The sequence below is a fragment of the Mycobacterium sp. E3305 genome, assembly GCF_001666785.1.
Lineage (GTDB): Bacteria > Actinomycetota > Actinomycetes > Mycobacteriales > Mycobacteriaceae > Mycobacterium.
The window spans coordinates 132,020-145,742 of sequence record NZ_LZJA01000028.1 but is presented as its reverse complement, the minus strand read 5'-3'; the positions used below and the strand labels follow the sequence as shown (position 1 = coordinate 145,742).

13 protein-coding genes and 2 tRNA genes are annotated in these 13,723 nt (G+C 64.6%); 4 read left to right on the top strand and 11 right to left on the bottom strand.

All coding sequences use genetic code 11. The features are described from left to right. Window positions 1–22 precede the first annotated feature (22 nt). A tRNA-Cys gene (locus A5701_RS03530) sits at window positions 23–93 on the top strand. Window positions 94–146: 53 nt separating this feature from the next. Here A5701_RS03530 and A5701_RS03525 read toward each other — a convergent pair. Then, window positions 147–533: a YchJ family protein gene (locus A5701_RS03525; protein WP_067748524.1), complete on the bottom strand. Its 387-nt coding sequence runs from the start codon at window positions 531–533 to the stop codon at window positions 147–149. Between the two features lie 179 nt (window positions 534–712). Further along, window positions 713–1,942: a glycosyltransferase gene (locus tag A5701_RS03520; RefSeq protein WP_067748521.1), complete on the bottom strand. Its 1,230-nt coding sequence runs from the start codon at window positions 1,940–1,942 to the stop codon at window positions 713–715. A gap of 176 nt (window positions 1,943–2,118) precedes the next feature. Between A5701_RS03520 and A5701_RS03515 the strand changes: the two genes are divergently transcribed. Then, a complete protein-coding gene (locus tag A5701_RS03515; protein WP_255396783.1) occupies window positions 2,119–4,755 on the top strand; it encodes an adenylate/guanylate cyclase domain-containing protein in 2,637 nt (878 codons plus the stop codon). Between the two features lie 18 nt (window positions 4,756–4,773). Next, a complete protein-coding gene (locus A5701_RS28710; protein ID WP_231972753.1) occupies window positions 4,774–5,334 on the top strand; it encodes a hypothetical protein in 561 nt (186 codons plus the stop codon). Here the strand turns inward: A5701_RS28710 and A5701_RS03510 are convergent. Together A5701_RS03510 and A5701_RS03505 are read right to left on the bottom strand one after the other, a co-directional pair. Further along, window positions 5,301–6,413 (bottom strand): hypothetical protein, encoded by a 1,113-nt coding sequence (locus A5701_RS03510; RefSeq protein ID WP_156669894.1) that lies wholly within the window; start codon window positions 6,411–6,413, stop codon window positions 5,301–5,303. The genes A5701_RS28710 and A5701_RS03510 overlap by 34 nt on opposite strands. A gap of 86 nt (window positions 6,414–6,499) precedes the next feature. Further along, window positions 6,500–6,997, bottom strand: a complete 498-nt coding sequence (locus A5701_RS03505; RefSeq protein WP_067748593.1) for a hypothetical protein — start codon at window positions 6,995–6,997, stop codon at window positions 6,500–6,502. 158 nt (window positions 6,998–7,155) lie between these two features. Here A5701_RS03505 and A5701_RS03500 point away from each other — a divergent pair, with 158 nt between their 5' ends. Further along, entirely contained in the window at window positions 7,156–7,551 is a 396-nt protein-coding gene (locus A5701_RS03500; RefSeq protein WP_067748517.1) for a nitroreductase family deazaflavin-dependent oxidoreductase, read from the top strand. A gap of 229 nt (window positions 7,552–7,780) precedes the next feature. On the opposite strand, the gene A5701_RS03495 is transcribed toward A5701_RS03500, so the two are convergent. The 7 genes from A5701_RS03495 to A5701_RS03465 form a co-directional block, all read right to left on the bottom strand. After that, complete coding sequence (locus tag A5701_RS03495; RefSeq protein ID WP_067748515.1) at window positions 7,781–8,923, bottom strand: LLM class flavin-dependent oxidoreductase; 1,143 nt, start codon at window positions 8,921–8,923, stop codon at window positions 7,781–7,783. Window positions 8,924–9,008: 85 nt separating this feature from the next. Further along, complete coding sequence (locus A5701_RS03490; RefSeq protein WP_067748513.1) at window positions 9,009–9,434, bottom strand: nuclear transport factor 2 family protein; 426 nt, start codon at window positions 9,432–9,434, stop codon at window positions 9,009–9,011. 289 nt (window positions 9,435–9,723) lie between these two features. Next, a tRNA-Ile gene (locus A5701_RS03485) sits at window positions 9,724–9,797 on the bottom strand. A gap of 103 nt (window positions 9,798–9,900) precedes the next feature. Continuing rightward, window positions 9,901–10,320, bottom strand: a complete 420-nt coding sequence (locus A5701_RS03480) for a hypothetical protein (protein WP_067748511.1) — start codon at window positions 10,318–10,320, stop codon at window positions 9,901–9,903. Between the two features lie 279 nt (window positions 10,321–10,599). Beyond that, complete coding sequence (locus tag A5701_RS03475; protein WP_231968841.1) at window positions 10,600–11,022, bottom strand: hypothetical protein; 423 nt, start codon at window positions 11,020–11,022, stop codon at window positions 10,600–10,602. Window positions 11,023–11,419: 397 nt separating this feature from the next. Continuing rightward, complete coding sequence (locus A5701_RS03470) at window positions 11,420–12,286, bottom strand: carboxymuconolactone decarboxylase family protein (RefSeq protein ID WP_067748509.1); 867 nt, start codon at window positions 12,284–12,286, stop codon at window positions 11,420–11,422. 40 nt (window positions 12,287–12,326) lie between these two features. Further along, on the bottom strand, window positions 12,327–13,700 hold the full coding sequence (locus A5701_RS03465; protein ID WP_067748508.1) for a TldD/PmbA family protein: 1,374 nt from the start codon (window positions 13,698–13,700) through the stop codon (window positions 12,327–12,329). Between the last annotated feature and the right edge of the window lie 23 nt (window positions 13,701–13,723).

Here is a 13,723-nt window from a genome sequence, read left to right as displayed (position 1 = left end):
GCGCTGGCATGGTGGCGGTCGTGCGGGTGTGGCTGAGTGGCTAGGCAGCGGCCTGCAAAGCCGTCCACACGGGTTCGAGTCCCGTCACTCGCTCAACATTGCCTGGTCAGTCCGCGAGGCGGCGCTGTTGCCCGGCGCGCCGGCGGCTATGCCTCTTCCGCCACGGCGTCGAGGTAGAACCATCGCCCGGCGCGGCGCTCGAAGCGACTGCGCTCGTGCAGGCTGCCGGCGCGGCCCGCGGACTCGAACCGGGCCGTGAATTCCACCTCCCCACGATCGTCTTCCGGGCCGCCCGCGGCCGTGTCGGTCACTTTCAGGCCGGTCCAGGTGATGGCCGGGTCAATGGTCACGTCGGACGGGCGCGTGCGCGGGTGCCACGTGCGAAACAGGTAGTCGGCGTCACCGCGGGCGAAGGCCGAATACCGCGATCGCATCAACTCCTCGGCCGTTCGGGCCGGTAGCTCGCCATCGTGGAGCGGCCCGCAACACGCGCGATAGCCTTTGCCACTGCCGCAGGGACACCGTTCGTTCATGTGAAAAGCCTGACAAACCGATTAGCGCCGACTCGCACGCAGGTCGCGCTGTCGGAAGATCTTGGCCCCGAAAAGCCAGACATGGCCGGCCCGCACTCTCTGCGGCCATATTGGGCTCTAGTCGTCGCCAACCTTGCAAAAGCCCACCGTGCGTGAGCCGCCAGAGCAGGCCAAGATCATTACCGAATCCCTAGTAAGCGCCGCTCCATGACGTCCGCGCCGCGCACGGCCCCACCCGCTGCTTTGAATCCATCGGCGACGCGCCGCGCGCCGCTGGTCATTGACATCGCCTGCAATACCTTGGATTTCAACCTCGCCGGGGTGAGCTTCCTGGCAGGTAGCCGCGTTCCGCTGTGGGACACCTCGACCCGCCGAGCGACCTCGAACTGGTCGCGGCCATAGGGCACGGCGCATACGGGGACGCCAAGCGCGAGGGCCTTCTGCGTGCTGCCCATCCCGCCGTGGGTGATCGCGGCAACGGCGCGACTCAGCACCATTCGATGCGGCACGAACTCGCGCACCGTGGCGTTGGCCGGCACCGCGATGCCGTCGGGCACGCCCGCCGGGTAGGTGGCGACGACATGGACCGGCTCGGCGGCCAGCGCTGCCATCGCGACAACCGGCAATCGGATGTCACCCTGGCGATCAGACGAGGTCGTGACCAACACGATGGGGCGGTCGATGTCATCGAGCCAACGGGGCGGCGCAACAGGCGGGTCGAACTCACACGGCCCGATCAGCTCGATCGAGTCGCCCCAATCCGGGTGCGCATATTCGAACGGCTCGCCGGTGGCGACGAGCATCAATGGTGTGCGCCTGAGCAGTTCGTCGACACTGCGAACCGGCACCGCGCCTGCGGCCTCACGTACCCCTCTCAGCGGCCCAAGCAGCGCGCGCTCGAATGGCGCGGTCACCAGGGGACGGAGCGCCCCATCCCGCAGCCGACCGAGCAGGCCGGGCCACGGCCGCAAACCCGGGCCAAAAGGCGGCGTGCCACGCGATCGCAGGAATGGTGTGAACGGCCAGAAGGACACCCACGGCACGGGACCGGCGTCTGCCACCGCAGCGGCTCCCCAGCAGTTCGCGTCAACCACTAGCAGATCGGGATTTGCGGTCGCGATGGCACTGCGCAGGTCCTCGATCTCATAGGCCGCGCGCTGGCCGAAGACTCCGAAGGCCACCTTCAATGCGGTTCGCGTGTTCGGAGCCATCCAGTCGGTCATAACCGCTGCTTCGATCCTTGGATCGATCGCGGACGTCTCGAATCCGAGCTCGAGGCCGGTGGGAACGCCAGCAGCGAGGGTCCTCAACGCGATCCGATGACCGCGCCGCTGAAGTTCGACCAGTAGCGCAGCAAGCGGATACAGGTTCCCCTGGGCCGGCGACGTATACGCCAGGATGGTGACCATCGGTCAAGGGCTCCGTTGTTCGGTCCCGCCGAGCATGAACGACCATTTTATCGACCCCGGCAAACGTACGACCGGGTTGCGGTGGTTCGGCATGAGGCGTCTCGATCGACTGTCCAGTGCCACTCTGGCCGTTACGCTTGAACGGCGGCCACCTCGAGAAGTGCGGAAATGATCAGATGACGGGGTCAGCATGCCGGGGGTGCGGCACCGAGCCTCGCGCCGGTGCCCGCTTTTGCGATGCCTGCGGGTCCCCGATCGAGGTCGCTGCCACACCGGCCGAGCACAAACAGGTTACGGTCCTCTTCGCCGATGTGGTTCGCTCGATGGACCTGGCCGCCATTGTGGATACCGAACGACTGCACGACGTTATGGGCGAACTTTTCAACCGATGCGGAGCAGTCATTCAACGCTACGGCGGCACGGTCGACAAGTTCACCGGCGACGGCATCATGGCGCTCTTTGGCGCCCCGATCGCATTGGAAGACCACGCAATCCGCGCCTGTATCGCAGCTCTAGAAATACAGACGGAAGTGGCAACCTTAGCCAACGAAGTGCAGCACCGCGATGGTGTCACGCTTTCGCTTCGGATCGGACTGAACTCCGGTGACGTTGTCGTAGGCCAAATCGGTTCCAGCCCTTCGAGTTACACGGCGATTGGAGTGCAGGTGGGGATGGCCCAGCGGATGGAGGCGGCCGCTCCCCCGGGCGGCGTCATGCTCAGCGAAGTCACCTCGCGCCTTGTCGAACACGTGACCGTGCTCGACGATCCGCAGATGGTGACCATCAAGGGGGCATCGGAACCCGTCCCTGCACGGCGCCTGCGAGCGATGGCTCAGAGGAAACCGCTGGCAGCCCGTATTGAATCCACACTTGTCGGCCGAGATCACGAAATCGAAGCCCTCACAGCGGCCATACGTGAGACTGTCGACGGGCGCGGCTGCATCGTCGGTATTTCGGGGCCAGCAGGAATCGGCAAAAGCCGGATCTCTCGCGAGTTAGTGAAAATCGCCCAAACCAATGGCGTGCGGGTGTTTTCCACCTTCTGCGAGTCACATGCCAGCGCGATCGCCTTCACGGTAGTCGGCCGCCTCGCCCGCGACCGATTCGGAATAGACGAACGCGACCCCGTAACCGCCCGATCGGCGCTGCGAACTCAACTCGCCGGAGCGGACCCCGAAGATCTCGTACTGGTCGACGATCTGCTCGGCATCCGAGATCCGGAGGCGCCAGTTCCCAACGTCTCAGCGGACGCCCGGCGGCGACGACTAGCCGCACTGTTCAAAACCGCTGCGCTGGCCCGGAGCACCCCAGCTCTCTACATCATCGAGGACGCCCATTGGATCGACGAGACCAGCGAGGCCATGCTCGCGGACTTCTTGACAGTAATCCCCGAGGCAGGGTCGATGGGCGTCGTCACCTACCGCCCGGAGTACGACGGTCCCCTGACGCGCGCACCGGGTTTCCGGGGATTCACTCTCCACCCCCTAGACGACTGCGCGGCATCAACAATGACAGCCGAGCTCATAGGCTCCGATCCGTCTGTCGGCGAGCTGGCGAAACGCATCATCGAGCGATCGGCCGGAAATCCCTTCTGCGTCCAAGAGATCGTGCGCGAATACGCCGAGCGACGCGTCATCGTCGGCGAACGTGGCGCGTATCAACGGCAGCAGGACGTGGGCGACGTCAGCGTGCCTCCCACTCTGCAGGCGACGATCGGATCGCGCATCGATCGATTGACCAGCTCGGCAAAGCAAGTACTCAACGCCGCAACAGTAATCGGATCTCGATTCAGCGCCGAACTTCTGGCCATCGTGCAGGGCGAAACTGACGGCCACTCCCAAGCAGCACTGGCCGAACTCGTCCACGCGGAGCTCATCGACCAGGTGAGGTTCACGCCCCGAGCAGAGTATGCGTTCCGCCACCCGCTGGTCCAGGCGGTGGCCTACCAATCGCAGCTCAAACTGCCTCGCGCAGAACTTCATCGACGCCTGGCCGCGGCTATCGAGCAACGCAACGCCATGGCGCTGGATGAGAATGCGGCGTTGATCGCGGCCCACCTCGAGGCAGCGGGGGACCTCCGTGAAGCTTTCGGCTGGCATATGCGTGCCGGAACCTGGTTCACGAATCGCGACATCAATGCCGCGCGTATGAGTTGGCAACAGGCGCAAAAGTTGGCAGACCTGATGCCCACCGACGAACCCCACCGAACTGTGATGCGCGTGGCGCCTCGCGCCCTGCTGTGTGGCAGCGCCTGGAGGGCCGGCGGTAACGTCGCCCATGCCGACTTCCAGGAGCTGCGCGACCTGTGCGCAACCTCCGATACCCAGGTGCCGCTGGCCTTGGGTATGGCCGGCTTACTGATGCAGCATGCGACCCATGCTCGCAATCGAGAGTCGTTGCCCCTCATATCCGAGTACGTCGGACTGATAGATGCGATCGGCAGCCCGGAGCTGACCGTTGGATTGCTCTATCCCGCGATTTATGCCAATTACGAGGCCTGCAAAATGTCCGACGCGCTGCAGCTGGCACAGCGCGTGATCGATCTGGCCGACGGCGATCCCATCAAGGGCAATCTCTTGACCGGCTCACCTCTCGCGTTTGCTACGGCGATGCGGGCATCGGCGCGATGCGCTCTGGGACAACCGAATTGGGAGACTGACTTCGACGACGCTATGGCATTCGCTCGCGTTGATCCGACCACGTACGTCTCGATAGTCATGTTCAAGTACATGTTGGGTATCCCCACCGGGGCGTTATCGGCCGACGCAGTAGCACTGAAAGACACCGCGGAGGCGCTGCGAACCGCTCAATGATGCAGTGAAGATTTCGCGGTGCATGCAGCGCAACTGGCACGTGGCATCGCCCTTGTGGCCAACGACAGCGCTGATCGGCCGGCCGGCCTCAAGCTGCTCGCGGAAGCACGATCTGCTGCGTTGGCTGAGCGATTCATCCTGGGGACCATACCGATCATCGACCTCCACTTTGCGGCGGACAAAGCCCGGACAATGGACCTCGACGGCGCGATTGCGCTCTCGCGTCGGGTAATCACTGAGCTGCGCCAAACTGGACCGGCGATATATCTCGGTGCGGCCACCAGCGTTCTCGTCGAATCTCTCCTTCGGGGGGGCAACGACGAGGACCTGATCGAGGCTTACAACGCCATCGAGGCCTTGGCGGAAGTTCCTGTCGAAGCTGGGTTTGTGGTCTACCAACCGCGCCTGCTGAAGATGCGTGCTCTACTGGCGCGAGCACAGGACGACGCGCAGGGCTATCGGGCGTATGCAGATCAGTACGTGGCGCTGGCGCACACCCTCGGCTTCAAGGGTGACATTGCACACGGCCTCGCTCTCGGCCCAAGTCACCGTTCCGGTCGCCACCTGAGCGGCACGTGAACCGGGAACCAACCGTCGAAAACCTCACTCGGCGACGGGCTGTAGGGCTTGGGATACCACGCCTTGGGCACATCGCCGCTGTCCCAGTCGAACCCGAAAAACGGGATCTTGGCGAGCCATACTTCGAAGAAAACGCTCAGCAGGTCCCGGGCGAGATGCGACGCCGGGCACCGGTGCGGGCCTCCCCCAAAGCTCCAATTTCTCTGCGGGCCATCGAGTTTGATGTCCTGGCCGGACATCTCGTCAGCCTCGTCGCGGTGAACGAATCCGACATACAACTCGACGCGAGACCCGGCCGGGATCGTCGTTTCGCCGACTGTCACGCTGCGACTCGTGATGCGGGACACGGTCTTCGCCCCGCCGTCCAACCGCAGCAGCTCCTCGATGAACCGGCGTTGCCGGTGCGGATGTTCGCGTAGTTCCTGCTGCAGCATCGGCTGGCGCGCCAGTACCGCCAGTCCGGCCCGGATAGCCAACGACGCGAAGATGAGGCCGCGGCCCACCGAGGCCATCAGTCCCAGCACTTCATCGTCGGAAAGCGGTTCGGTGGCCAGGAGGCTGAGCACATCGGGGCCGCCCTGCGGCGCTCGGCGGATCTTGGCCACCAGCTCCGCGTTGACCGCGTCCGGGGCAAGGTCGGTCGGCAGCCCGCAGACCGTGACGAATGCCGCGCGCCAGACGACCTCGGCGACACCCGCACCGTCGCAGCGGTCCAGCTGCGCCGCGACGGCGTCGACGCATCGTTCCACGATCACCCGCACGGGCCTGAGCATGTCGCGCGAATTGCCGGGCGTGAACAACTGCTCGACCATGATCTTCCGGTACGGACCGAACGGCGGATTGCCGGGCATCAGCTCGCCCTGGCGGCTGGCGAATACCTCGCCGTCGCGTATGGCCGCGAGGACGTCGTCGCGCCGCCACAACACATAGGTACCGTCCGGCTGCCGCAGCACTCTTTGACCGGCCCGCTCCGCTGCAGCCAGCCACTCCCGATAACCCCTGGCCGCCTCCTCGTCGGAACGCATGACCTCCAGCGCGCGGTCGCTACCCGACTCGATCACCGCACCACCGACTTTCACGATCGGGGCCGCCTGGACCTCCGACGCCGGAATTCTATCCTCGACATCGGCGAGACGCCGCTGCAACTGCCGCCGGGCCGCAACCGCTAGGTGTGCACTTTCCAACCCGCTAATGGGGTGGGCGCCGCCGGAGCGTTGGGGTCATTGAACTCGATGTAGACGTCGCCCTGCTTGACATTGCCGTCGTAGGCGATGTATCCGTGGGCGGTCTGGCCGTTGGCGACACTGCCCGAGCGCAGGGGCGGCGTCTTGTTGATCTTCTGATAGTCAACCCCGGATGAGCCGCCCTCGGTGTCGCGGTAGGGGTCTTGCCGCCATGGCGAAGACGCGGCGGTCACGTAGGTCTCGCCGTAGCTGAACGGTGTGTCGGACTTGCCGACGATGGTGAGCTCGATGACGGTACAGCCGCCTCCGCTAACGGTGCAGCCGGACGAGACCCAGGTCGCGTTGTTGAGCGTGACGTCGGCGGTCGCGGCGCTGTATTCCGTGACGTGGATGCTGGTGCCGGCCTTCCCTGTCGGGAACGGCGACTGCTGGGGTGTCGGGTCGGCGGCGCCGACCGGCGCCGTTAGCCCAGCCGTCATCGCGAGCAATGTCACGACCGCTGCGCTTACCGGAGTCGATATGGTCACTCGCAGACGATAGCGCGCATTGCGCCGAGGTGAGGACCAGAAAGATATGCGCAGCTGCTAGCCCGAGGACATTAGCGCCTTGGTGCCCGCTTAGCTGAGGATGAGGAGCCATGCGGGTGCCAAGGGCCGTCGCCAAGTTCAATCGTCGAGTCACCAATCCAGCTGCTCGGTCGATCACGCCGTGGCTTCCGTACCAAGGGACGCTCGAACATGTCGGACGCAAATCAGGCAGGCGTTATCGAACGCCGCTCTTGGTCTTTCCCACCCCCGATGGCTTCGTCGTCCTTATCGGGTACGGGCTGCATTCGGACTGGGTGAAGAATGTTTTTGCCGGCGGACAGGCGGTACTGCACAGGCGCGGCAGGAGTACCGCGCTGATCAATCCTCGTCTTGTGGGTAAGGCCGAGGGCGCAGCGATCGTTACGGGGCCATCAAAAATGCTCTACCGTCTGTTTCCGTACAACGAAGCCGCGCTGGTGTTGACCAAGGTCGATTCCACGCGGTGACTCGGGATCTCAACTACCCAGTCGAGACACCAGCCGCTGCGCGGCGCCAAGCCGAGGCCTGCTTCGATGCTGCCGTTGAGAAGCATGTAGGCGCGAATGTGGTTCTGAAGGCCATCGATTCACCAATTCGAACGCAGTTGGGCAAAGAAGCTCAGCGATACCCCACGCCACGAGTGGCAGACCCCCAACAGGGCCCACCTTTAGGCCACGCGACGTTGGGCTTCGACCGTCAGAGTTTCTTCAGTCGCCGTAGGACCTTGAGGTACGGCATCATCGCCGCGGCACTCCGCGAGAGCTTGGGATGCAGCGCGCCCATGTTGCCGACGACGAGGCATTGCATACCGCTATCCCTGAACATCGCCAGTTGATCGACGACCTCGTCCGGCATCCCGACCGCGAATAGCTCTTTCACCAACCCCCGGGGGGCCACCGCCGCGTACTTGAGCGCAGTCTCCTCGTCGATCAACTGCGGGATGAGGTCTTGCACCCCTTTGAACTCCGGGCCCATCGGATGTTTAGCGCCATGCCTTTCCCAATCCTCGGCCGATGAGTTGAGGACGAACAGCTTCACCAAGTTGGAGTCCAAAATCTCGTCAATCTCGTCCTGTGCGCGTCCGGTGAGAATGAACCGGATACCGGCCGGGGTGATCGACATGGGGTCGCGCCCGGCGTCCGACGCGGCCGCTCGCAAGTCGTTGAGTTGCTTGGCGTACTCGTCGGCCCGGGTGGTCCCGGGAAACCAGCCGTCCCCGTACTTGCCCGCGGCACGGATCATTCGTGGACCGTGGGCCGCGATCCAAATTTCAGGCCACTTGCCCCTGAAGGGAGTCAAGGCGAACGTTGCGTTGTGCAACGGGAAGAACGGCGAATCCCGGCTGACGAGTTCACCATTCGAGTCCCACAGCGCGCGGATAGTGGCCATCGCCTCTTCGAAGCGGCTGACCGGTTTCGACCACTCCACTCCGTAGGGTTCGTTACCCTCCCGTTCGCCAGTCCCAATGCCAAGAATGGCGCGCCCGCGCGTCAAGTGCTGCAAGGTCACCACGGCCTGCGCAGTGACGGCGGGGTTTCGCCGGCCCGTGTCCGTCACCGCCACACCCAGCGTCATCCGACCGATCTTGTTGTGCCCGGCTAGATAGCCCAGCATCGTCCACGGCTCGACATGCGCATCCATCTTGGGGATGATCTTGGCTGCGCCAACGTACTCCGCTTTCCACATTGACGGCGGCAGGACCGAATTGAGATGGTCTGCCACCCAAAACGAGTCGGAGCCCGCAGCCAAGCCCGTCATGTAATCGGCCTGAATCAGCGGCTTCGGCCCGAACCGTGAGTTGATCGTATTGTGCATAACGCCGATGCGCAGACCGCTCACCGTGACGCTCCTTTTAATCTTTCGCCGAGGTGCACATTCCGCCGCCGGTGGACGTCGGTGAAGTGGTCGATGGTGTCGACATCGGTCACGCTTCACCCTTCGGGTCAGTCGGATCCTCGACGAGAAAGACGCGGTAGTTGCGTTCACGGAAGAGCCATTGGCCGTCGACGCGCCGCAGTTTGTCGTCGTACGTTCCGATCAAGCGGCGCGTGCCCCCGCCTCTAAACTGCATGATCTCCAGGCAGTACGACCGGGCACGTGCGTCATCACCGGTGACCTCGATCGCGCCGACCTGCGCCATGAACGCCATCTTCGACAGGGCCTGCCAGATGCCGTCCCAATGGGCGCGCAACTCCGCTATGCCACGACATTCACCGCCTTCCCCGAGCCGGGCGCCGTCCTCGGTCCAGCACGCCAGGTAATCGTCGAGTGCGCTCCGACTGACAGCATCGCAATAACTGTCGATCCGCTCCCGGATCTTGAGAAGGTCTTCCGCCGGTCCACTGAACACCCGGAACTCCTTCGTTGCATGATCTATAGCCGGTCGCCGTCATCCGACCCCGCCACCGAATGAAGGATATGTTGTAGCGAATTACGACTAGGCAATAGCTTGCTACCGACAGCCCGTCGCGTGATCACTGCCAGCACGGCCTGATACCTCTGCTCGGCCACGCTCAACTCCCTCATCCAGGGAGTGTCACGGATCAACCGAAGTAGGTGTCACGCATCAGCCGAAACACTGTCACCCATCAGCCGAAGACGAAATGTCACACATCAGCCGAGGTCATACACCTCTGAAGTAGGGCGGGCGGGGCTCGAACCCGCGACCAACGGATTATGAGTCCGCGGCTCTAACCAACTGAGCTACCGCCCCTAGCGATGTTCCGTAGGAAACCGTAGCCCAACTCGGGGTCGTCGTCCGCCGGGCATGCTCGAAGCCCGCCGCCCTCGAAAAAGGCGGCGGGCTCGACGGGGCATCACATCGGCGCCGGCTGGCCGGGCGCTTGCCGCGCGGCCTGATCCTTGAGCCTCGGGATCAAGTCCGGCGCGTAGACGTAGATAGCGGACTCGACCTCCCACTCGGCCTGCTTCTGGCTCATCGGCGTGGTCCTGGTGATCATGTTGACCAGCTCCTGGGCCTCGCCGAACTGGTTGGGGTTGGCCCGTACCTGGCTCGCGAACCAACGTCCCTCTGCCGCCTCGCTGCAATCGTTGAAGTCGGCGTTGTGCACCATCTTGTTCTGCGCCAGCAGCTTGATGTACTGGTCGTCGGCCGGGGACATGTTGCACGACGCCGACGCGTGCGGCGCTCCTAGCACAGCACCACCGAACATCGCTGCTCCCAGCGCAACCCCGGCGGCCCCCGCCGCCAACACCTGCTCGCGCGATCGTGTCATCCTCACTTCTCCGGACCCCCTCTTCGTAGAATTTGCTAACTGTCCTTTCGCGCTAAACGTCGGGTACCACCGTCGCCAAACGCGGCAAACGACGCGTTCGTCGAACAATCAATGAACAGCAGTTAGCCAAAACCTCGGTGAGCTGAAGGTTTTTTGCGCGGCGGAGAACGCTCGTGCGATCGATGACTACCGCCGATCAGCAATCACATGCAGTGCGTAACTCACCGATACGGGCGGTATCGGTAATCTAAATTGAGTTAGCTGGTGAAGCCCGAGTCGCTACTCTTTGGGCCAGTCCGCGTGCGCGGCCTGATCCTTGATCTTGGGGATCATGTCGGGTGCATAAACGTAGATGGCCGACTCGACCTCCCACTCGGCCTGCGCTTGGTTCATCGAGGTCGTGTTCGTGATCATGTTGACCAACTCTTGCGCCTCCCCAAAGGGATTGGGGTGGTTGCGCACCTGGTCGGCGAACCACCGCCCTTCGGCGGCCTCGGTGCAGTCACTGAAATCGGCGTTGTGCACCATCTTGTTCTGAGCGAGCAGCTGGATGTACTGGTCGTCTTTCGGACTCAGATTGCAGGACGCCGACGCTTGCGGTGCCGACAGCACCGCGCCGCCGAGCATCGAGGCCCCCAGCGTGACGCCGGCAGCCCAGACCGATGACGCTCGCATGCGCGACCGCGAACGGGTGGTTGTCATTCCGGACCTCCCTCTGCGTGGGAGCGATCTCGCCCTCCGACGCAACCAAGCCTTCGTGTGGTGACTGCTAACCGAGATAACGGGCCACGGCTTGCAGTCACGCGGTCGATAGTCGTCAACTCAGGCGGCGCTGCCATCTGAGATCACCAGCACATATGAGTTCACATATGAGTTTTGGTGTCGGGACATAAATTTAGCCAGTAGCAGCGGCCCGAGTGGAGAACTTTTGTTTGCGCGGCCGTGTACGGATGGTTAACATTCGCTACTTCGCACCGGGCCTGCGTCGGTCGTCCGATCCACGCCAGCCGAGGCGGCATGCGCAAACCAAAAGCTTTTTGAGCTGCGATTACGCAGCTGGCGGCTGGGCGGCGGTCGACCGTGGCAGCCCGGGCGGGAGTCAGCTGAATACGGTCTGCCCGTCGGTACCGAGCAGATAACGCTCGGTACCCTGCTCGACGCGGGGCGCATCGGCGCCCAAAGCGACGGCGACCTTATTGCTTGCATTCCGCATGATGTCAAAGGTGAGCTCGACGGCCTCGGCATCCGAGAACCGGGAGCGCACCTCGGCGGCATCGTCGACGGCGAGGTGCGCAGGGGTCCAAATTAACGCATCGGTGTAGCGCAGCGCTGCTTTGACGCGGTCGTCGAGCAACCGCGAGGCTTCGAAGCGACCGATCTCGTCGTAGAGCGTCTCCGAACCGCCGGCGTCCAGCGCCGTGCCCTCACGCAGCGACTTGCACAACCGACAGTTGTGCTGAGCCGCCCCGCGCAGCCGGACCATCTCTGAGGTGACCGGGTCGAGCGCGCGCATCCGGGCCACCGCGGGCAAGAAATCGTTGAACACCAGATTCGCCGGATTCGTGGTGTGATCCCACGCGACGCTGCCGTTCACCCAGCCCAAGTACTCCGAGCCGACGCCGAGAGCCTCCAGCCCCGCCCGCACCCGCGGGACGAAGTCGGCGATATACATCGAGACCACCACGCCGAAGGCGCCGTCGCCCAACTGCTTCACCAGCCGGGACCGCTGCTCGCCGGTGATCGCGGACACGTCGGCGCTGAACTGCTCGGCGAACTCGGCCACGACGACCTCGGTGTCCGATTCCGGCCCGCCCGCCTCGACGGGCGCCGGCAGCGGCGGCAGTGACAACGTCTGGGCACAGACCCGCCGAATCAGCGCCGCGATGCGCGCCTCCGCCGGGGCGCCCGGAGACAGGGCCACCAACCGCGCCAAATGATCTGTTTGGACCGAAACCGGAGCCGCCATTCGTCACACGCTAGAACGCCGCCGGCCGAGCGGCAATCGCCTACTGGGCCTGGCTCACCGACGACATATGGAAGTCCGGGATCCGCAGCGACGGCATGGCCGCCCGGGTGGCCCAGTCCGCCCACTCCCGGGGCAGGGTCTTCTCACTCGTCCCGGCCTCGGTGGCCCGCCGCAGCAGGTCCAGGGGACTCTCGTTGAAGCGGAAGTTGTTGACCGCGGCGTTCACCTCGCCGTCCTCGATCAGGTAGACACCGTCACGGGTCAGCCCGGTGAGCAACAGCGTGGTGGGGTCGACCTCGCGGATGTACCACAGCGTGGTCAGCAGCAGTCCGCGTTCCGTGGCCGCGATCATGTCGGCCAACTCGGCCGACCCGCCCGTCATCACCAGATTGTCGGCGGCGACCGCGACCTCGGCGTCGAATTTGGCGGCCGTCGCGCGCGGGTAGGCCAGCGCGTTGATCACGCCGTCGCGGATCCAATCCACCTGGCCGATCTCCATGCCGTTGTCGAACACCGACATCGTCTCCGACGAGCTGCTCACCGCGACGAACGGTGTGCACGCCAGACCCGGCGCCATCGGATCGGAGAACAGCGTCAGCGGTAACTCGGTGAGCCGCTCCCCCACCCGCGTCCCGCCGCCGGGCGCCGAAAAGGCGGTGCGGCCCTCTCGCGCACCGCGGCCGGCCATCGACCACGCCAGGTAAAGCATCATGTCGGCGACCGTGGACGGCGGCATGATCGTCTCGTACCGGCCCGCGGGCAGCTCCACGGTGCGCTCGGCCCAACCGAGGCGCATCGACAGCTCCTCGAGCAGCGAATCCATTGGCACGTCGACGAAGTCGGGCGTGCCGATACCCGCCCAGGCGCTTGCCTCGCCGCGTTTGCCGTTGATCTCCACCGCCCCGGCGGGCTGGGTGTAGCGTCGGCGCACCCCCGTCGACGACGCGAGGAACGTCGTCGAAACGCTGTGGTGCGCAAAGCCGTACAGCCGGTCGGCGCCTTCGAATCCGCGACTCAACGAGTCGGCGACATCGGCGAACACCAGGGGCCCGGTGCCGGGCACCGGCGCGTTCCAATCGGCGGGCACCCCGGTGTCGGCCAGCAGCGGCGCGGCATCGCCGGCTTCGGGCGCCGAGCGGGCCGCCTCCTGCGACGCCGCCACCAGCTCGGGGATCACCCGGGGATCGACCTCGGCCGACACCATCGTGCCGATGCGCGCGCCGGATCCTTGGCGGACAATCGAGATCACCGTGATGCTGCGGTTGACCGCAACCCCGTTGGTGGTCATCGAGTTGCCGGCCCATCGCAACGTGGCCTCCACCTTGTCGGTGACGAGCACCATGGTCTCGCTCGCGCCGCCGAGCTTGGCGGCCTCCTCGAGGACGAGGTTGACGACATGCTGCGCGCTGATCATCGGCGCCGCTCCTCAGCATCGCT